Source organism: Saccharothrix isguenensis, assembly GCF_052936305.1.
Map to the genome: position 1 here is coordinate 3,536,748 of NZ_CP193626.1, position 19,268 is coordinate 3,556,015.

The window sequence follows — 19,268 nt, forward strand, 5'->3', positions numbered from 1 at the left end:
CTCTTCCCGTGACTCAGGTGTCCAGCCACGACCCGAACTCGCCGGGCAGCACGAGCCGGCCCAGCTTGCGGTACTCCTGGTGGACGGCGGCCATCACGTCGGCCATCCGCAACGGCCGCTCGGCGGCTGCGGCGAGGTAGGCCGCGGTCACCACGCACGCCCGGATCGACCCGCCGGCCAGCTCGAACCGCTCGGCGCAGAACGCCAGGTCCAGGTCGTCCGCCCGGGGCAGCCGCGAGCCGAGGCAGCGGTCCCACAACGCGAGCCGCTGGGTGGCGCCGGGCACCGGGAAGTCGGCGATCACGTCGATCCGCCGGGTGAACGCCTCGTCCACGTTGGACCGGAGGTTGGTGGTGAGGACGGCGATCCCGTCGAAGGACTCCACCCGCTGCAACAGGTACGCCGATTCCATGTTGGCGTGCTTGTCGCGCGCGTCCTTGACCTCCGACCGCTTGCCGAACACGGCGTCCGCCTCGTCGAACAGCAGCACGCCGTGCACGCCGGCGGCCTCGGTGAAGATCCGTTCCAGGTTCTTCTCCGTCTCGCCGATGTACTTGTCCACCACCGACGACAGGTCCACCACGTAGAGGTCCATGCCGATCGCGCCGGCCACGACCTCGGCGGACATGGTCTTGCCCGTGCCGGACTCGCCGGCGAACAACGCCACCACCCCGCGTCCCCGACCGCCGCCGGGACGCATCCGCCACTCGCCCAGCACCCGTTCACGGTGCCGCGCGCGCATCACCAGCTCGTCCAGCTGCTGCCGGGTCGGCTCGGGCAGCACCAGGTCGTCCCAGTCCACGGCGGGCGTGATCCGCCGGGCCAACCGCTCCAGCCCGGCACCGTTCTGCGCCCGCACCCCGGCCCGGACGTGCGCCAACCCGACCGGCCGGTCGTCCAGCACGGCCAGCCGGGCCGCGACCGACACCGCGCGGTCCACCTCGTCCGTGCCGAGCCGGTACCCGGCCAGGTCGCGCACCACCGCCGGATCGGCCGCCGTGCCGGTGGCGTCGGCCAGCGCCCGCGACCACCGCTCGGCCCGCTGGTCCGCGCTCGACGCCGGGACGGGCACCGACACGACCGGGCGCGTCGTCCACTGCGGGTCCCAGTGCCGCCTGCTGTGGAGGAACAGGGGCACGTCACCCGCCAACGCGGTGAGGTCGCGGATCAGTCCGACTTTCCCGGGCAGCAACGGTTCCAGCGGACCGAACACCAGCCCCGCGCCGCGCAACCGGGCTTCGCGGACCGCCGCCGCGAGCGGGGGTTCCGCCCGGTCGGCCACCGCCGGGACGTCCAGCACCACGGCGTCACGACCGGTGGCGGCCAGGGCCTCCACCGCGACCCTGGCCGCGTCGCCGTCCGCGTCACGCAGGTGGACCGCCCGGATGCCCGCGTCCAGGGCGTCACCGATCCGCCGGGCGAGCGGCGACGACGGGACCGGGTTGTCGCCCACCCGCCGGGCCGGCGGTGACTCCGGGGGAGGCGAGTCCCGAGCGTCGCCGATCCGCCGGCCGTGCGGTGACTCCGGCACACGGTCCGCCGGCACCACGCGAGCCGTGTTGCCGATCACCGGGTCGGGCTGGTCGTCGCCGAGCAGGTGGGCGACGACCCGGTCCGGCACGCGCAACGCCCGCGACAACGTCGGCAGGTCGCCGTCCCGGACCTCCAACAGGCCACTCCCGACCAGCGGCGCGGACGCGGAGAACCGGAACCGCCCCGCCCCGGCCGCGGGCAGCCCGCACAACTCCAGCGCCAGCCCCACGGTCGCCCGGCGGCGCGTCACGTCGTCGTTGAGGTAGCCGTAGAGCCGTTCGAACCGGGCGTCGACGTCCGGCGCCAGGGCGACCAGCAGGAACTCGACGTCCACCGGCTCCAGGCCGAACCGGCGGGCCAGCGCCGGCAGCCGGGGACCGGGATCGGCCACCGCCGCGGCGAGCACGTCGAGGTCCGGATCGGCGTCCGGTGGCGCGAGCGGCTCCCGGCGGCCGTCGAGGATGCGCCGCACCGCGTCGGCGGTCAGGTACAGCCCCCGGTGCGGGTCGTGCGGCGTCGGATCGCCCTCCGCCCGCGCCGCCACCGCCTGGCGCACCCGCCACTCGACCGCGCCCAGCCTCGCCCACAGGTAGGCCAGGTCGGGCGTGCCGGTCGGGATCGCCGTCGCCGTCATCGGATCGGACCTCCACGTCGGCGTCGGTCCGCTGGCCTCTGCCGGACCGGGGCGAAGCCGCCGTCTGCCGTGTCGTCGTAGCGAAGCCTGCGGTCCTCGTCCTCCGGCGCGCCGACCAGGACCAGGCCGCCGTCCGCGGGTGGGGCGAGCGGGGTCAGCGCGCCGGCCACCGGCGCGGTCACCACCACGTTGATCGCCGGTTTGAGCCGGCCGCCGAGCGCTGACCAGATGTCGGTCGCCGCACGGCCCTCCGACACCGGTCCGCCGCACTCCAGCAGGACCGTCAAGTCCAGGTCCGCCAACGACCCGGTGAGCCATTCCGACGCCAGCCGGCCGTGGCCCGCCAGGCACGTCAGCGCCTGCGACAGCAGCCGGTGCTCGTCCTGCGGGCGGTTCGTCCACGCCGTGACCAGGTACGACAGCCGGAACCACCGTGGCGGTCCGCGGTGCGCGACGAGCTCGTCCCGCTCGAACACCTCCAGGTTGCCGGTGCTGCGCCGGGACTCGTCCTCGCGGATGTCGTAGAGGAACACGTTGACGGTCGGGGCGTTGCGCCGTGCCGTCCAGTCGGTGGTGGGCGCCTCGAACGCGAGGTCACCACCACCGCCGGGCACGCCACCGGCTTCGAGCATCCTCCGGATCCCCTCGTCCACCTCGTGGATCACTGCACCCTCCTGGGAGTCACCTGCGCCGGACCATGCCGGGCGGTCCGACGGTGCCCGGCACGACCAGGAACGGGGTGGGGTCGCACCGGAAGCCAGGGCCCGTGGCGGTGATCGTCCGAGGCCCGGTCTGGTCCTTGGCGAGGATGAGCAACTGCGCGGTGAAACCGCCGTCCGGACGCGGGATCGTCGGCGCGGCCGCCGCGGTGATGCCGGGCGACCAGGTCAGCCGCACCGGTACACCGGGCGGGAAGTCCACGCCGCGCACCGACGTGACGAAACCGGGTTCACCGATCGGTGGCACGGCGACGATCCGGGGCAGCAGCACGCGCAGCGGCGCGGTGGCCACGTTGTCCGCCGGGTCGGCGTCGGTGCCGGTCGTCCGCACCGTGCCGCGCACGGTCGTCTCAAGCGGCGCGGTCGGCGCCAGCACGACCTGCACCACCTGCGACGCTCCCGGTGGCAGGTCGGGCAGCGGACACCCGGCGGCGGCGCACCCCGGTGGCAGGGTCGCCACCGGCACCTGCGCGGGGAGCGCGAAGTCCAGCCGGAGTCCCGTGGCCAGGCCACCACCGCCGTTGCGGACCGTGTAGACCACCGTCGCCCGTCCGCCCACGTAGGAGGGGTTGGGTTGCACCACCACGGCGAGCGAAGGTCCGGCCGCCGGCGGGGCAGGAGGTGGCGGTGCGGGCGGCGGGGGACCGGTCACCGGGTCGCGCACCGGGATCGCCGTGCTGGAGGCGTTGTCGGACGGCAGCACGTCGAGCACCGTGCCCGCCACCGACCAGGCGACGTTCCGGCGTCCGGGCACCAGACCCACGACCTCCGCGACGACCTCCACGGACGCGCCTGGTTCGAGCACGCCGAGGTCACACCGCAACTCCGCCACGTCGCACGAGCCGCGCGCGGGCCGCAACCCCTCCAGCCGCACGCCTTCAGGGACGGCGACGGTCAGCGCGGTGCCGGGTGACGCGGCCGGCCCGCGGTTGACGACGGTCACCGTCACGGGGGTCGTCACGCCGACGTCCGCGTCCGGGGCGGCGGGTGGGGCCTCGACGGCCAGGTCGACCGAGTGCTGCCAGGTCGGCTCCTTCTGCCGGCCCGGCAGGTCCGCCGTGATCCGCTGGACCTCGCCCGTGCCCAGGTCGACGACGTCCAGCTCCTCCGGTGACACCAGGTCACCCTCGCGGCGCGAGGTCAGCACGACGCGGTCGCCATCGGGGGAGAACGACACGTCCCTGGGCTGGAACGGACCCGAGGGCGGCGCGGTCAGCGGGGTGGCGCAGGTGTTCGTCCCCGAGGGCAGGAGCACGCGGCACCCGTCGTCCGCCAACGACACCAGCAACACGCCGTCCGCCTCTCGGTTGAACGCCAGCGTGCGGCCGTCCGGGCTGAACGCGGAGCTGTCGTCGGTCACCTCGCAGTCGAACCCGCAGACCGCCGCCGACACGTCCCGCTGCTGGTCCAGCGTCCCGGCGCGCGCGGTCCACACGTGGTTGTCCCGCACCTCGGCCGCGGGGCCGTCGAAGACCCGACCCCGGGTGAACGACAGCGTGCTGCCGTCCGGCGACCACGCGGGCTGGGTGTCCTCCTGGTCGGCGACGGCCGGCGGTGGCGTCAGCCGCCCGACCACGGCGCCGGTGGCGACCTCCACCACCACGATCCGGCTCGGGCCCCCGATCGGCCGCACCCCACCGGGCGCGCGGCGGGCGAACGCCAGGAACCGGCCGTCCGGCGACCACACGGCGTCGAACTCCCAGTCCGCCGGCGCGCGGTCGGCCACCGGCAGCCGGCGCGCGTCGCCGCCGTCCGCGTCGACCAGCCACAGCCGCTGCACCCGCCTGCCGTCGACGTCCTCGAACCGGCTCAGCGCGATGGTCCTGCCGTCCGGGGAGTAGGACTGCCGCTGGGTCCACGGGTCGAAGCCGTCGCGGGGGCGGAACAGCAGGTTCGGGTCGTTGACGCTCTCCGGGTCCTCGCGGAGCACCGCCACGCCGAGGTCGCGCGGGTCCGAGCCGTCCGGCCGGATGTCCTGGAGCGTCGCGGTGGAGCGGGTGCCGGCGGTCGTGCGCGCCACCACCAGGTGCTCACCGCGCCCGTCCACCAGCCACGTCGGCGAGGTGACCGTGCGGTCCTCCGCCAGCAGCAGGCCGGGCGCGACCGTGACGGGCAGACCGGGACCGGTGTCGACCTGGTACACCTTCTCGACGTTCGGGTCGGCCGGGCACGAGCACGTCTGGTCGGTGCTGAGGAACAGCAGCCCGGCGCCGTCCGGCTTCCAGACGGGCCACCGGCCGCGCCACCCGGCCTGGTCACCGCCGAGCACCGGGAGGCCGACGTCACCGCCGTCGAGCACGCGCAACCGCGGGGTGCCGCCGACGTCGAGGGTGTAGGCGATGCGGCCGTCCCGCGGGTTCCAGTCCGGTTCGCCCGCGTCGCCGTCCGGCTCGTCGGTGAGCCGCGTGGCGCGACCGCCGCCGACCGGCATCCGGTAGATCTCCCGTGCGCCATCGCGGTCACCGGAGAACGCGATGCTCGCGCCGTCCGGGGAGAACGTCGGCCACGTCTCGTCGGACCGCGTGTCGGTCAACCGGCGCGACCCGGTGCCGTCCACGCCAACCAGCCACAGGTCCCGCTGGTCGCCGTCACGGGACTCGAACACCACTGTGCGGAGATCCGGTGACAGCCGGGGGTGGGCGGCGTCGACCCCGTTCGTGAGCCTGCGGACCGAGCCGTTGGCCGCTCGCACGTACACCTGCGGCTTCGGGCCGTCACGCAGGCTGGTGAACACCACCAGGCCGCCGCGCGCCGAGACGTGGTCGTCGTGGTGCGCGGGTCCGACGCCGAGCAGCGGTTCGGTGGGCCGCAACTCCTCCGGCACGGGACCGGTCACCGCGCCGATGCTGCGGTGGCCGGTGCCGGTGTAGGCGATCCGGCCGGACACGGGTTGCTCCTGGAGCACCGACGCCGACACCGACGTGGCGACGTCGTCCACCACCACGACCGCGGCGCTCAGCGCCACCACCGCGCCGATCAGGGCGAGGGGCCGGGTCGGCAGCCGGTTCGACAAGGGTTCCACCTCCGTCTGGGGGGCGTGCACGTCCGGACACGCACGTTCCGGGCAGGCACTGCTGTGACACGCACGTCTGGGCATGTGCCTGAATCGTCGTCCGGCGCACCGGGTGCCACGGAGGTCCTGACGGGCACGGTCGGGGCACGACTGCGGGCTGTTCGGGCAACTCGGGCTCGTGCCGACGGTCAGATCAGGCCGTGCCGCATCACGTACCCGACGGCGTGCGCGCGGTTGCGCAACTGGAGCCGGGTGGTGACCTCGTGCAGGACGTTCTTCACCGTGCGCTCGGAGAACGACATCTTCGAGGCGATCTCGGCCGTGTCGAAGCCCTCGGACACCAGCCGCAGCATGTCCGCCTCGCGCGCGGTCAGCGTGGACAGCGACGGGCCGTTGGGGTCCAGCACGGCGCGCTGCAACCGGCCGACGTGGTCGAGCAGCTTGCCCAACAGGTCGCCGGGCAGCACCGCTTCCCCTCTGGCCAGCGCGGAAACCGCGCTCACCAACCGGTCCTGGTCGGCGTCGGCCCGCCGGATCACCGCCGTCACGCCGCAGTCGATGGTCGTCTGGAGGGCGTCCTGGTCGAAGTGCGCCACCACCAGGCCGACGCGCGTCGCGGACGACCGCCGCAACCGCCGCAGCACCTGTGCCGCGGCGTCGTCCACCTGGTCCACCACCACGAGCGACACGACTGCCCGCTCGTCGTCCGGTCCCACCACCTCGACCTCGGGCCGGGGCCGCAGCTGGTACGTGATCCCCGCCTTCAGCACCGGGTCTTCGGCGTACACGGCCACCGGAATCCTGGACATGCGACCCTCCTGTGGACTAGCCGGACCGCACGGTCTGCGACCTCGTTGGGACCATCCTGGGCGGCAAGGGGTCGCGGGGGCACGGGAGCGAGGACTTCGGTGCACGGGATTGCCCGTACAGTGCCCTTTTCTCCCTGTCGGTCCCCGGTGTGCCGTGCCTACCGTTCGTCGGGTGACCACAACGACCGAGTTCGGTCTCCCCACCGTGGTTGTCACGCCCGGTCGGGAGACCAGCACGACGATGACGGTGCGCAACGACAGCGATATCGTCGAGGCGTACGAGTTCGAGGTGGTGGGCGGGTGCGCTCCCTGGACCACCGTCGAACCGGCACGGCTGTCGCTGTACCCCGGCACCTCGGAGCAGGTCGCGATCGTGCTGCGGCCACCGCGATCGCCCGAGGTGCGCGCGGGCGAGGTGCCGCTCGGGGTGCGGGTGCTGCCGGTCGAACGACCGCGGACGGCCGTCGTGGCCGAGACGACCGTGATCGTCGAACCGTTCGCGCAGCAACGGGCCCGACTGGTCCCCAAGCGTCGTCGTGCGTGGCGCAGCGCGCGCTTCCGCGTCGAGGTGCACAACGACGGCAACACGCCGACCGCCGTCACGCCCGCGTTGCCGGAAGCCGACGACCACCTGAAGCACACGGTGGCGACCGCACCGACCACTGTGGACCCCGGCGCGCGGGCCGAGCTGGACCTGCGCGTGCGGGTGGCGAAGCTGCTGTGGTTCGGCAAGCCCCGGGTGTGGCCCGTGCGGCTGGACGCGGTGGCCCTGGCGGCGGAGGAGCGGCACGAGCACGAGCTGGCCGGTGAACTGGTGCAGCTGCCGGTCCTGTCCAAGTGGCTGCTGTCGGTGCTCGGCGCGCTGGCGATGCTCCTGCTGGCGTGGCTGCTGCTGGTGCGCCCGGCGGTGCTCAGCGCGGCACGTGAAGCCGCCGACGACCGTGCCGCGGAGATCGTGCGGGCCGCCGCGCCGCAGGTGCCGGTCGAGGAGGCCGGCGTCGCGCCGGAGCCGCCGCCCGGCGGTGAGCAGGGCCAAGGGCAAGGCCAGGGACAGGGACAGGGCCAAGGGCAGGGGCAGGGTCGCGGCACGTCCGGTGGACGTGAACAGCACTCCGGCACCATCGAGGTCCGCACGAACGCCGGTCAGCAGGCGACCGGGACGTACGTCGTGCCGCCGGGCAAGGTCTTCCACATCACCGACATCGTGCTGGCCAACCACCAGGGTGACGAGGGCGTGCTGACCATCGCGTTCGGCGAGCGCACGATCACCACGATCGCGCTGGAGACGTTCCGCAACCAGGACTACCACTGGGTGACGCCGATCGACGTCCCGCAGAGCGGCACCGTGACCGCGACGGTCGACTGCGCCCGGCCAGGCACCCCCGCGAGCGGCAGGCAGGCCCCGGGCTGCGCGCAACTGCTCAACGTCAGCGGCGAACTGGGCGACATCGTCCCCTGAACCCGTCCCAGCCGCGACGCCGCGCACTCGTTCCCGTGGGTGCGCGGCGGATTCGCGTCGGTGGGACTTGTACCGGCTGAGTTCGGGCCGGCTGAACTCGTGCCAGGGGTGTCACCGGGCGCGGCGGTTCCACTCGTCGAGCAGGGTGTCGATCCAGGCGAGCACCAGCTCCACCGTGGCGTCGTCCTGGCGCTCGCGGTAGTGGCGGAGGTCTTCCACGGCCGTCGCCAGTTCCAGGCGCAGGTCGCAGGACGTGAGCCCGCCGGGTGCCGGCCTCACGGCTCACGCGGCGCGTTGCGGGCCGCCATCCGGAACGCCTCGATGTACTTCGGCAGCTCGACCAGCGCGCGCTCCCACGAACCCGACGTGATCTGCTCGGCGAACACCGCGTCCACCACGAGCCGGTCCACGTCCGGGTCCATGTCGTCGCCCGCCGCGTCCCGCAGCCGCCGCGACACCGCGATCCGATGCGTGCGCGACCGGACGACCTCCAGGGTCCGCTCCAACTCGGCGATGACCCGTTCGGCCTCGTCCGGCCGCACCACGAGCCAGCCCTTGGCCGCCAGGTCGAGGAACAGGTCGCCCGCGAACCTCTCGCGCGTCGAACCATCCGCCACGCGACCGCCGTCCTCTTCGGACCACATCGCCTTCGCACCTCCGTACCGGCACCGGGGCCGGTACCGGTCCTCCGGGACCCCCGTCCGTCGTGCGGCAGGGGGCCGGCTTGAGCCCATCACGGGGACCGGGTGCGTCGGAAGACCGGCGGGCCAGGTCTGCCCGTCCGTACCCACCCGCATTCCGGACGCCGGGGCGTCCCGTGAACCGGACTACGGCGAACGGGTGGTGTGCGACGGGATCTGAACCGGTGCGGGTGGCTGCGCGTGCCCCTCCTGACCAAGGGGGTGCGGATGTGCTCTGAGGAGCTGAGGGTGAGCGTGCTGGGGCCGGTGCGGGCCTGGCTGGGGGAGGTCGAGCCGGCGCTGGGGCCGACCCGCCGGCGGACGGTGTTCGCGTTGCTGGCCGGTCGGGCTAACCAGGTAGTGTCGCGCGACGAGCTGGTCGACGGCGTGTGGGGCGACGAGCCGCCGATGGGTGCCGTCGGGAGCCTGCACACGTACGTATCGGGGCTGCGCAGGGCTCTGGGGTCGGCGCGGGAGGCGTTGGTGTCGCGGAACGGCGGCTACCTGCTGCGGCTGGCCGAGGCGGCGCTCGACGCGGAGGTCTTCGAACGCGGGCGCGTCGAGGCACAGCGGCTGCTGGCGGCGGACGACTGGAGCGGTGCCCGTGCCGCGGTGGACGCCGCGCTGGGCCTGTGGAAGGGGGCCGCGTACTCGGGGGCGTCCGGCCCGTTCGCCGAGCAGGAGCGGCGGCGGCTGGGAGAGTTGCGGTTGAGCGCGCTGGAGCTGCGCTGCCGTGCCGCGCTGGAGTCGGGGCAGCACGCCGAGGTGGTCGCCGAGGTGACCGCGCTGCTGGTGGAGCACCCGTGGCACGAGTCGTTGAGGGCGCTGCTGATGCTGGCCCTCCACCGCGCCGGTCGGGACGGCGAGGCGCTGGAGGTGTTCCGGAACGCGCGGCGGGCGCTGATCGAGCACCAGGGCATCGAACCGGGCTCGGCACTGCGCGACGCCCACCGGATCGTCCTCGCCGAACTCTCGCCCCGGCGCGCGGCCAGGGCCTGCTGACCCGAACGGAGGTCGTCGGCGAACCGCAGCCGTGGTGCCGGTCGACCTGTGGGCGTCCTCCTGACTGCGTCGCCAGTAGATTCGCCGGCATGCGCGTACTGTTCGCCGCCCTCGCCTCGGTGGGCCACACCTACCCACTGATCCCGCTCGCGATCGCGGCCCGTGAGGCCGGGCACGAGGTGCACTTCGCCGTGGGGGAGGGGGTGCACGCGCCACTGGCCGCGAACGGACTGCGGCCCTTCCGCCCCGCCGACTCGTTCTACGAGATCTACGCCGAAGACCTGGAACCGGAGCTGGCCAGGCTCGAACCCGACCTCGTGGTGCACGAATGGGGCGTGCCGGGAGCGGCCGTCGCCGCGCGGCGGGCCGGGATCCCCGCTCTCTGGCACGGTTTCGGCCGCATGTTCCCCGAGGGCATCGGCCTCGAATCGCCCACGAAGGCCGTCCCGGGACGCCCGCACGTCGACATCTGCCCGCCTTCGTTGCAGGACAAGGACTTCCTCGCCACGGAAGACCGGATCGCGCTGCGCCCCGTCCCGTACTCGGAACCCGGCCCGCTTCCCACGTGGGACGAGCCGGTGGTCTACTTGACGCTGGGCACGGCGTTCGGCACCGCGGACCTGCTGACCACGGTCATCAAGGGCTTGGCGACCCTGGACGCGCACGTGGTGGTCGCCACCGGCCGCGTCCGCCCGGAGGAGCTGGGCGACCTGCCGCACAACGTCACCGCGCGGCCGTGGGTGCCGCAGGCGGACCTGTTGCCGCACGCCGCCGTGGTCGTCCACCACGGCGGCAGCGGCACCACCCTCGGCGCGCTCGCGGTCGGCGCACCGCAGTTGGTCCTGCCCCAGGGCGCCGACCAGTTCGCCAACGCCGACGCGATCACCGCCGCCGGCGCCGGTCTGCGCCTCCTCGCCGACGAGCTGAGCGCGGACGCCGTCGCCGACAGCGTCCGCGCTCTGTCACAACGCCAAGGCCACCGTGACGCGGCCCGTGCGATCGCCGAGGAGATCGCCCACATGCCTTCACCGGATGACGTGGCCCGCAGCCTGCCGGACCACGCCGAAGCTAGCGCTGGGTGATGTCGGACGGTGAGTAGAAGCAGTTCCTGCCGTCCGCGCCTTCGCCGATCTTCTTCGGTTCGGAGCCCTTGGGGACGCCTTGGTACTTCTCGCAGATGACGGTGCTGCCGTAGACGGTGATGCGGGAAAAGCGGGCGGTGTCGCCCCAGTTGGTGTTGATGCCGGCGAGCACCTTGGTGCTGCGGGCGGTGACGCCGTCCATGACGACGTGCCGCTGGTACGACGTGGAGCAGTTGCCGCAGGCGCGGTAGAGCTTGCCGGAGCCGTGGACCTGGAAGTTGCGGATGGTGACGGTGCCGGCGCCGTTGTGCTGGAAGACCTTGTCGGTGCCGGACTTGGCACCGCCGCCGTCGACGAGGTAGGTGGCGGAGGAGCTGGAGGACTTGAACGTCGCCGCGTCCTCGCCGACGTCGTTCCACCAGACGTTGCGGATGGTGCAGGAGCCTTCGCAGTGGATGCCGTCGCCGGCGGGGGCGTCGATGAGGAGGTTCTGGATGGTGCCGCCGTTGGCGACGACGAACATGGGGTCCTGGCCTTCGCCCTGGCCGCCGTCGCCGATGCCGTAGTAGCGCTTCATGCCGCCGTCGAAGTAGGTGCCGACGTTGCGGGTGGTGGTCTGGTGCACGCTGCCGGTGTCGCCGGGCCACGGGCCGCTGCCGTCACCGCCACCGGGCGTGCCGCCGGTGCCGACCTTCACCATCTGCCACTGCTGGTTGGCGCCACCCAGGTCGTCCCACTGCGAGATGCGGGCGCCGTCGGCGGTGGACCACTCCCACGCCTCCAGGGCCTTGCCGCTGTGGCGGTTGAGCAGCCGGACGTGCCCACCGTCGGAGTCGGCCAGCCGGAACTGCTGATTGGTCGCGTTCAGGTCCGTCCACTGCACGACCTGGGCGCCGCCTTCGGCGTTCCACTCGAACAGGTCGAGCACCTTGCCGCTGTGCCGGGACTTGAGCCGGTAGTAGCCGGAGCCGGAGCTGACGAACTGCCACTGCTGCCACGCGCCGTCGTTGCGCGGCCACTGCACGATCGCGCCACCGTCTGCGGTGGACAGGTTGTGGACGTCCATCGCCTTGCCGCTGTGCCGGTTCACCAGCACGTACCAGGCGTTGGTGTCCACGGTGGCGGCCTGCGCCGGCGTGACCGCGACGACGGCGCCGGTCGCGACCAGCGCCGTGGAGGTGAGGGTGACCAGCGCGGCACGCCACCTGCGTACGCGTGGGGCCCGTCTTGCGAGTAGCGACATTGCGACTCTCCGATCCGCAGGGAGCACTCCGGGCCGTTGGTCCGACCCGGCGATTCAGGGACGTGAACGGGTGGCGGCGGTTCACTCGCGAATGAGGGGGATAGCGCTTTCCACCGGAGCGTAGGTCTGCCTGGAACGTCGGTCAACCGGGTGCCCGAGGGTTGACCGTCGCGAAGAGCGACTTACAGGTTGAGAGCGCTCACAAGCTTGGACACGAGGAGTAACCACACCTCATCATCTTGACGAGCGATGCGGACGTGTTCAGCGGCGATCTGGTCGTTAGCGCTCACATGGACCATCCGCCGCACCGCCGAGTGGTGTGCACCAATGCGCGCGAACTGCCGTAGTCGCCATTCCCCGGAACTGCGAACGACCCGTGGACCACCGTTCTACCTCTTCGTGGAGCGGCCTTCTCAGCCGCAGTGGTGCCCTACGGTGCCATCATGTTCGGCGACGCGGCCGGAAAACCGCGTGCCCGCAGGTGCCGCTAGCGGGAGGATGGTGGGAGGCGTGCCACGGTCAGGCGTCCGCGTCGCCGTCGACGGAGGGGAAGCTGTGCGAGTTTTCAGCGACCTGGTGATCGGGCGACTGCGCGGGCGTCTCGATCGGTTGTCGGGTGCCGGGAGCCCGCCGGAGGACTTGCCCTCCACACCGCCGGCTCCGGAGGACATCGACCACGCCATCGACGGTGCGGCGAGTGGCCGGGTCGATGCCGCCGACGACCTCGCGTCGATGCTGCTCGCGGTCAGCCGCTGCGGGGACGCCGACCTGGTCGCGCGCACCGCACGCGCTCTGGTCGCGGCGAGTCCGCGGATGTGGCTCGTGCTGGACGTCTCCGCTCGGCGGAGCCCGTGGCGTGCGCCTCGGTGGACCGTGACCGTCGCCCGCCGTCTTGCCCAGGGTCGATCCGGGCCGTGGGACCTGCTGCTCGCTGCGTGCCACCCGGACGGCTTCGTGCGGGAGGCGGCCGTGGCCGCGATCTCCGAACTGGACGAGAGGGTCGTGCTGCCGACGCTGGCCCTCCGTGCGGCGGACTGGGTGCCCGAAGTCCGCGACCGTGCCCGCTCGGCTTGTCGGTGGTACCTCGACCACAAGCCGGCCGAGTCGATCACGACCCTGGCACCGGTCGCCCTCGCCCTGCGCGCACGGCAGGAGGGTGGGTGGCTCGCCGACGCCGTGCACGACCTGCTCCGCGACGGCCCGCCGGAAGCCATGTCCGCCGCAGTGGCGGCCGAGGACTGGCGCACCAGGCGAGCCGCGCACGTCATCGGCCTGAACGCGGGTCGGCTCGACGCCGACCAGCTGTGGCGTGCGGCGACGACCGACAGCGACCTGCCGATCCGGATCATGTGCGCGGAAGCCGCCATCCGCGCCGCGCAGGCCGTCGGCGACCGTGAGGTCCCGCGCCGGCTGCTCGCCGGCGGAGCAGCCGCGGTACGCGCCGAAGCCGTGCGCGCGCTGGGAGTCGTGGGTGAGGTCGGCCCGGCCACCGAGGCGTTGACCGACCGCAGCGCACTCGTGCGCGCGACCGCCCAGGCCATCGTTCGCCGTGCCGGCACGGACCCTGCCACCCGGTACCGGGCACTGCTCGCCGCGCAGCAGCCACCCGACCCCTCGGTGATCGCCGGCCTCGGTGAGACCGGGATGCGCTCCGACGCCGATCTGCTCAAGCCATGGCTGGACCACCCCACGTCACGCGGTCGGGCCGAAGTGGTCCGGGCACTGCGGCGGCACGGTTGCACGTCACCGCACCTGCTCCTGCCGTTGCTCACCGACCCGGTCTCCTCGGTGACACGACAGGTGATGCTGTCACTGCGCGGCCAAGCGGACACGTTGGACGAGCACTCCCTGCGGCTGTTGCTCGACCAGTCACAGCCGCACCACGTCCGAATGGCTGCCTACGGCCTCCTCCGAGCGCACGGCACGTGGGCGAGGATCAGCGCCGACCTCCGGCTCGTCGACGATCCCCTACCCGCCATCCGCGCCGACGCCCGGACCGACCTGACCAACTGGCTGGCACGCGAAGCCGCAGCGACGTACTCCTACCCCCAGGCGTCACGCGCCGACGAGCTGGCCGCGCTGCTCACCGGCACCGAGGCCATCCTCGGCCCCGACCGGACGCGCCTCCTGCGCTTCCACCTGGGCTTGACCCGGTGAGCGGCAGGTGTGCGTTGGTCGCGGTGATCTCCTCCGCGGTTCCGGATACCGCCGAGCAGCGGACGTGGCCGGCCGAACTGCTCGAACGCCCCGCTCACCGAACGGCTCGGAACCCGAGCTAAGTCACGTCCCGGTGCTCCTCGGCCCACGGCAGCGCCTTCCGCTCGACGTGAGCAAGCCCGTAGAAGAGCGTGATGCTCATGATCGCGAGCAAGGACATCGCCGCGAAAGCCAGCGAGGTGTCGGCACTCGCACCGGACTGCGAGATGACATAACCGAGGCCGGCGCGGGCGCCGATGAACTCTGCGATCACCGCACCGATGACCGCCAGTGAGATCGCCACCTTCAGCCCGACGAAGACCTGGGGCAGCGCGTGCGGGAACCTCAGCTTGAAGAACTCCTGCCGGCGCGTGGCGTCCAGCGAGCGGAACAGCTCGACCAGCTCGTGGGGTGTGGATCTCATACCGGCCGTGGTCGAGATGACGACGGGGAAGACGCACACCAGCACGATCAGCAGCACCTTCGACTCGATGCCGAACCCGAACCACACCACGAAGATCGGTGCGATGGCCACCTTCGGCACGGCGTTCAGGGCGACCAGCAACGGGTAGAACATCCGCTCCAACACCTTCGAGCCGACGATGAGCAGCGCGAGCGGCACACCGACCACAATGGACAGCAGGAAGCCGAGGACCGTCTCCCACAGGGTCACCAGGGTCTGCTCCAGCAAGTAACCCGGCAGCTCGAAGAACGACGACACGACGTCGGCGGGCGACGGCACGAGGAACGACTCGATCCCGAAGACGATCGTGGCCAGCCACCAGAGGCCGATGATCGCCAACAACCCCAGCACCGGCAACACGGCGGTCACGCCGTCACCTCGCCCAGCAGCACGCGCAGCTCACGGCTCACCTGGTCCAGGTCGGCCCGCCCGAGCGCGCGCGGCCGGGGCGCGGCGACGTCGACGACCCGGTGGACCCGGCCGGGCCGCGGGCTGAGCACCACGATCCGGTCGGCGAGCACGACGGCCTCCTCGATCGAATGCGTGACGAACAGGACCGCCCTGGGCAACTCCATCTGCACGCGTTGCAGCTCCTCGGAAAGCTCCGTGCGCGTCAACGCGTCCAACGCCGAGAACGGCTCGTCCATGAGCATCACCTTCGGGCTCTGGATCAGCGACCGGCACAGCGACACGCGTTGCTGCATCCCACCGGACAGCTCGTGCGGCAGCCGTTCCCCGAACCCGCCCAGCCCGACGAGGTCCAGCAGCCGGTGCGCCCGGTCCCGGCCCGACCGCCTGTCCGAGCCGAAGACCTCGATCGGCAGCAGCACGTTGGACAGCACCGACCGCCACGGCAGCAACGCCGGGCGCTGGAACATGAACGAGACGTCGCGGCGCGGCTCGGTCACCGGCTCGCCCGCCACCACGATCCGCCCCTCCGTCGGCGCCAGCAGACCCGCGACGAGCCGCAACAACGTCGACTTGCCGCAGCCGGACCGCCCGATCACCGCGACGAACTCGTGCGCGCCCACCTCCAGGTCGACACCGGCCAACGCGCGGACCGCACCGGCGCGGCCGTCGAAGGTCTTGGCGACCTGGTGCAGGGTGATCACGGCTTCGGCACCAGCCCGAAGGAGACGACGTCGCCGGACGTCACCGCTCCGGCGGGAATCGCCCCGGCGTCGACGAGGGTGCCAATGATCTTCTCGACCCTCGCCTCGGTCAGCTCGCCCAGCGGGCCGCTGAAACCGGACGGCTTGACGTACGGCCCCATCAGCGCGACCTCGGCGCCGGCCACACCGGCGTCCTGGGTCGGCTGGTGCTTCCGCAGGATCCGGCCGAGCTCGTCGGGGTGCTCGATCGAGTACGCGAGGCCCTTGAGCAGCGCGCCCGTGAACCGGCGCACGCGCTCGGCGTTGTGGTTGGCGAGCTCCTTCGACGTGACGAGCGCGTTGCCGTACAGGTCGGGCACCAGGTCGCCGTACGGCAGCACGACCACCTTCCTGCCCTTCACCGCCGCCTCGATCAGCGGTGTGCCGACCACGAACTGCCCGATGCCGTCCACCTGGCCGGCCGCCAGCAGCTGAGGCAGGGCGGGCGGGGGCGACGGGACGAACTCGACCTGGGCGGGGTCGATGCCGGCGGCTTTGGCGTAGACGGGGAACATCACCTGGTTGGTCGAACCCGGCTGGTCGCCGATCTTCTTCCCGACCAGGTCGGCCGGTTCGGAGATGCCGTTGCCCTCCAACGAGACGATCGCGGCGAGGGACCGCTGGTGGATCGCCGCGACCGCGGTCACCGGCAGCTCCTCCTTCGCCACCGTGATCGCCGTGGCGGTGAAGTCGGCGACGCCGAAGTCCGCTCGACCACTGGAAACCAGCTTGAGCACGTCGACGCTCCCCGTGCCGGGAGTGATCGTGACGTCGAGACCCGCTTCGGCGAAGTACCCCTTCTCCAAGGCGACGTAGGCGTAGGCGTCACGCCCGAAGGTGCTGAACGACGTCAGGTAGGAAACCTCGTCCCGGCCTGCGGAACCGTTGTCCGAACCGTCGTCCGATCCGCCGCAGCCGGTGGCGGCCACCGCGATCACGAGCAAGACTGCCGATAGAGATTTCATGATGCCTCCCCTGACACCACCCGTGTCATCCCCGAACACCTGAACATAGAGCCTGGGAGGGGACGATGAACACGACCACTCCGCCGGTGGCGGTCATCGGGGGCGGCCCGATCGGGCTGATCACCGCGCTCGGCCTGGTGTCCCACGGCGTGCCCGTGGTGGTTTTCGAGGCCGGCTCCGACCTGTCCGCCGATACCAAGGCCGGCACGATCCTCACCCGGACGGTTGAAGTGCTGGACCGGTACGACGCGCTCGGCCCGGTGCTCGGGGCGAGCCTGCGCATCGACGAGATCGGCGAGCTTGACCGCGCCACCGGCGTGTCCACCGGGAGCGTCCTGACCTCGGCGCTGGCCGGGGAGACCCGGTTCCCGTTCGTCATCAACATCCCCCAGCACGAACTGGAACCGGTGCTCGCCGACGTGCTGGAACGCCGTGCGCCGGGGTCGTTGCGGATGCGGCACCGGCTGGACGACTTCGAGCAGCACGCGGGTGGTGTGACGCTGCACCTGTCCACGCCCGAAGGGCCTGTCGCGGTGGAGGCGAGTCACGTGCTGGCCTGCGACGGCGGCCGGTCCACCGTGCGGGAACGGCTCGGCATCGAGGTCGGCGGGTACACGCTGGAGCAGCGCTACGTGCTGGTCGACCTCGTGTGCGACCTCGACGTCGGCAATCCGCGCGACTACCCGTACCTGGCCTACTTCGGCGACCGCGAGGAATGGGTGGTCCTCGTGCGGCAGCCGCACTGCTGGCGGTTCGTCTTCCCGCTCGCGCCCGGCCGCCCCGAGCCGACGTCCGACGAGCTGCGGGACAAGGCGCGCCACCTCATCGGCGACGTGGACGAGGTCGAGGTCCTCGGCAGCAACACCTACACCGTGCACCACCGGGTGGCGACGTCGTGGCAACGGGGCCGGGTGTTCTTGCTGGGCGACGCCGCGCACCTGATCACCCCGATGTGGGCGCTGGGCCTGAACACCGGCGTCCTCGACGCGTCCAACCTCCCGTGGCGGATCGCGTGGGTGCGCCGCGGGTGGGCGAGCGAAGACCTGCTCCGCGGCTACGAGACCGAGCAGGCGCCCGTGGCCGTCCACGGTTCGGGCGAGATGGCGGAGGCGGCCCGCGCGGTCATGGACCGGCGCCTCGGCTCGACCACCGGAATGGGCGCGGGCGGTTGGGGCGACGCGATGACCCGCACGCTGCTCGGGGTGCGGCTGAACGTCGCCGGCGGCTGGTCGATGGTGCGCGACACGGCTACCCCTACCCCCGTTCGGGTGGGTGAGCGGGTTCCCGACCTGCGGGTGTTCGGGACGCACGGGCCGGTTCACCTCCACGAGCTGTGCCGGGACTCGTTCGTCGCCCTGCACCTCACCGACGCGCGCCGCCGGCCGCCGATTCCCACCCGCGACCCCGCCGGCCTGCGGCAGGTGGTGGTGAGCCGGTGGGACGCCCCGCACGACTCGGGCCTGCGGGATCGGGCGTACTTCGACCCGGGCGAGACGGTTCGCACCCGCTTCGGGCTCGGCGATGTCGTGGTCCTGCTGCGCCCCGACGCGCACATCGCCCACGTCGAGCCGTGGACCGCCGACTCCTGGCGGCACGTGCAGGACCGGTATCGGCAGGAGGTGCGCTGTGAGGGGTGACGTCGTGGTCTCGCCCTCGGGCGAGGAGGTCGTCCTGGTGGACGTCGGGCAGGTCGTGCTGCACGACGGCCCGCTGGTCCGGGTGTGGGACGTCGCGCTCGAACCGGGGGAGACCCATCCGTGGCACCTGCACCACAACCCGTACGTGGTGCTGAGCACGGCCGGGTCGGAAGGCCGGATGGACTGGCTGGACGGCAGCGAACCCCGGTTCCTCTCCGAGTACCGGGGAGGCGCGGTGTACCGGCCGGTGTCGCCCGTGCACCGGCTCACGAACATCGGGAAGTCCTCCTACCGCAACCGGCTGGTGGAGCTCAAGGAACTCGGTGAGCACCGCGCCGAGTCGTTGGACATCGGGCCGGGCGCGCGCAGCGTCCGGGGCGCGCCGGTCGAACCGCTGCCCGACGGGCGGGTGCCGGTGCTGCTGCACGATCACGTCGGCGTGTGGACCGTCACCGGGGACGGTTCTGGGATGGATCTGCGGGGGCCGCACGTGCGCTGAGAGCGGCTGTGCGGCGACCGCCGCGTGCGCCGGCACGCCTTCGAGCAGGGGCTGGTCGACCTGTGCGGCGGTGGCGACGCGTCGATCACGCTGCCGCCTCCTGCCAACATCGACATCGTCCGGCAAGACCGTGGCCTTGACGTGCTGCGCGCCACCCTCGTGGCGCGGTGAGCGGCTCCGACC

The 19,268-nt window shown here is 72.5% G+C and carries 17 protein-coding genes; 7 read left to right on the forward strand and 10 right to left on the reverse strand.

The genetic code is table 11. The features are described from left to right. Positions 1–13: 13 nt before the first annotated feature. The 4 genes from ACRAKI_RS16400 to ACRAKI_RS16415 form a co-directional block, all read right to left on the reverse strand. A complete protein-coding gene (locus ACRAKI_RS16400) occupies positions 14–2,167 on the reverse strand; it encodes an ATP-binding protein (RefSeq protein WP_447007953.1) in 2,154 nt (717 codons plus the stop codon). Next, positions 2,164–2,832, reverse strand: coding sequence for a DUF4255 domain-containing protein (locus ACRAKI_RS16405; RefSeq protein WP_447007954.1), 669 nt, complete (start codon positions 2,830–2,832; stop codon positions 2,164–2,166). Before ACRAKI_RS16405 ends, ACRAKI_RS16400 begins: the two co-directional genes overlap by 4 nt. A 16-nt stretch (positions 2,833–2,848) precedes the next feature. Next, positions 2,849–5,899, reverse strand: coding sequence for a hypothetical protein (locus ACRAKI_RS16410; RefSeq protein ID WP_447007955.1), 3,051 nt, complete (start codon positions 5,897–5,899; stop codon positions 2,849–2,851). Positions 5,900–6,087: 188 nt separating this feature from the next. Further along, positions 6,088–6,708, reverse strand: a complete 621-nt coding sequence (locus ACRAKI_RS16415) for a response regulator transcription factor (protein WP_447007956.1) — start codon at positions 6,706–6,708, stop codon at positions 6,088–6,090. A 172-nt stretch (positions 6,709–6,880) separates the two neighbouring features. Here ACRAKI_RS16415 and ACRAKI_RS16420 point away from each other — a divergent pair, with 172 nt between their 5' ends. Beyond that, the gene (locus ACRAKI_RS16420) at positions 6,881–8,167 is read left to right on the forward strand and encodes a COG1470 family protein (RefSeq protein ID WP_447007957.1); all 1,287 of its coding nucleotides are present in this window, start codon (positions 6,881–6,883) and stop codon (positions 8,165–8,167) included. Between the two features lie 111 nt (positions 8,168–8,278). Here ACRAKI_RS16420 and ACRAKI_RS16425 read toward each other — a convergent pair whose 3' ends face one another. Both ACRAKI_RS16425 and ACRAKI_RS16430 read right to left on the reverse strand, forming a co-directional pair. Beyond that, positions 8,279–8,446: a hypothetical protein gene (locus ACRAKI_RS16425; RefSeq protein WP_447007958.1), complete on the reverse strand. Its 168-nt coding sequence runs from the start codon at positions 8,444–8,446 to the stop codon at positions 8,279–8,281. Beyond that, positions 8,443–8,811 carry a hypothetical protein gene (locus ACRAKI_RS16430; protein ID WP_447007959.1) on the reverse strand — a complete coding sequence of 123 codons (369 nt, stop codon included), beginning with the start codon at positions 8,809–8,811 and terminating at the stop codon, positions 8,443–8,445. Before ACRAKI_RS16430 ends, ACRAKI_RS16425 begins: the two co-directional genes overlap by 4 nt. A gap of 285 nt (positions 8,812–9,096) precedes the next feature. On the opposite strand from ACRAKI_RS16430, the gene ACRAKI_RS16435 reads away from it, so the two are divergent. Together ACRAKI_RS16435 and ACRAKI_RS16440 are read left to right on the forward strand one after the other, a co-directional pair. Continuing rightward, entirely contained in the window at positions 9,097–9,849 is a 753-nt protein-coding gene (locus ACRAKI_RS16435) for an AfsR/SARP family transcriptional regulator (protein ID WP_447007960.1), read from the forward strand. A gap of 89 nt (positions 9,850–9,938) precedes the next feature. After that, positions 9,939–10,931, forward strand: a complete 993-nt coding sequence (locus ACRAKI_RS16440) for a glycosyltransferase (protein WP_447007961.1) — start codon at positions 9,939–9,941, stop codon at positions 10,929–10,931. Here ACRAKI_RS16440 and ACRAKI_RS16445 read toward each other — a convergent pair. After that, on the reverse strand, positions 10,918–12,174 hold the full coding sequence (locus ACRAKI_RS16445; RefSeq protein ID WP_447007962.1) for a pectate lyase: 1,257 nt from the start codon (positions 12,172–12,174) through the stop codon (positions 10,918–10,920). The two genes, ACRAKI_RS16440 and ACRAKI_RS16445, sit on opposite strands and share 14 nt — an antisense overlap. Before the next feature lie 555 nt (positions 12,175–12,729). Here ACRAKI_RS16445 and ACRAKI_RS16450 point away from each other — a divergent pair. Then, positions 12,730–14,331, forward strand: coding sequence for a hypothetical protein (locus ACRAKI_RS16450; protein WP_447007963.1), 1,602 nt, complete (start codon positions 12,730–12,732; stop codon positions 14,329–14,331). A 118-nt stretch (positions 14,332–14,449) separates the two neighbouring features. On the opposite strand, the gene ACRAKI_RS16455 is transcribed toward ACRAKI_RS16450, so the two are convergent. From ACRAKI_RS16455 to ACRAKI_RS16465, 3 genes are read right to left on the reverse strand one after another with little or no spacing between them, the layout of a single operon-like run. Beyond that, the gene (locus ACRAKI_RS16455) at positions 14,450–15,202 is read right to left on the reverse strand and encodes an ABC transporter permease (protein WP_447007964.1); all 753 of its coding nucleotides are present in this window, start codon (positions 15,200–15,202) and stop codon (positions 14,450–14,452) included. Next, a complete protein-coding gene (locus ACRAKI_RS16460; RefSeq protein ID WP_447007965.1) occupies positions 15,199–15,945 on the reverse strand; it encodes an ABC transporter ATP-binding protein in 747 nt (248 codons plus the stop codon). The genes ACRAKI_RS16455 and ACRAKI_RS16460 overlap by 4 nt, the downstream gene beginning before the upstream one ends. Next, positions 15,942–16,949, reverse strand: coding sequence for an ABC transporter substrate-binding protein (locus ACRAKI_RS16465; protein WP_447007966.1), 1,008 nt, complete (start codon positions 16,947–16,949; stop codon positions 15,942–15,944). The genes ACRAKI_RS16460 and ACRAKI_RS16465 overlap by 4 nt, the downstream gene beginning before the upstream one ends. A 65-nt stretch (positions 16,950–17,014) precedes the next feature. On the opposite strand from ACRAKI_RS16465, the gene ACRAKI_RS16470 reads away from it, so the two are divergent. Genes ACRAKI_RS16470 through ACRAKI_RS16480 form a run of 3 tightly spaced genes read left to right on the forward strand, consistent with a single transcriptional unit; the run spans position 17,015 to position 19,256 of the window. Then, positions 17,015–18,586: an FAD-dependent monooxygenase gene (locus ACRAKI_RS16470; RefSeq protein ID WP_447007967.1), complete on the forward strand. Its 1,572-nt coding sequence runs from the start codon at positions 17,015–17,017 to the stop codon at positions 18,584–18,586. Beyond that, positions 18,576–19,085, forward strand: a complete 510-nt coding sequence (locus ACRAKI_RS16475; protein WP_447007968.1) for a hypothetical protein — start codon at positions 18,576–18,578, stop codon at positions 19,083–19,085. The genes ACRAKI_RS16470 and ACRAKI_RS16475 overlap by 11 nt, the downstream gene beginning before the upstream one ends. Positions 19,086–19,109: 24 nt before the next feature. Continuing rightward, positions 19,110–19,256, forward strand: coding sequence for a hypothetical protein (locus ACRAKI_RS16480; protein ID WP_447007969.1), 147 nt, complete (start codon positions 19,110–19,112; stop codon positions 19,254–19,256). The last annotated feature ends 12 nt before the right edge of the window (positions 19,257–19,268 follow it).

Excerpts from the sequence above, each read along its gene's own strand:
- ACRAKI_RS16400 (WP_447007953.1), bottom strand. The coding sequence starts at position 2,167 with ATGACGGCGACGGCGATCCCGACCGGCACGCCCGACCTGGCCTACCTG.
- ACRAKI_RS16415 (WP_447007956.1), bottom strand. The coding sequence starts at position 6,708 with ATGTCCAGGATTCCGGTGGCCGTGTACGCCGAAGACCCGGTGCTGAAG.
- ACRAKI_RS16430 (WP_447007959.1), bottom strand. The coding sequence starts at position 8,811 with ATGTGGTCCGAAGAGGACGGCGGTCGCGTGGCGGATGGTTCGACGCGC.
- ACRAKI_RS16440 (WP_447007961.1), top strand. The coding sequence starts at position 9,939 with ATGCGCGTACTGTTCGCCGCCCTCGCCTCGGTGGGCCACACCTACCCA.
- ACRAKI_RS16445 (WP_447007962.1), bottom strand. The coding sequence starts at position 12,174 with ATGTCGCTACTCGCAAGACGGGCCCCACGCGTACGCAGGTGGCGTGCC.
- ACRAKI_RS16465 (WP_447007966.1), bottom strand. The coding sequence starts at position 16,949 with ATGAAATCTCTATCGGCAGTCTTGCTCGTGATCGCGGTGGCCGCCACC.
- ACRAKI_RS16470 (WP_447007967.1), top strand. The coding sequence starts at position 17,015 with ATGAACACGACCACTCCGCCGGTGGCGGTCATCGGGGGCGGCCCGATC.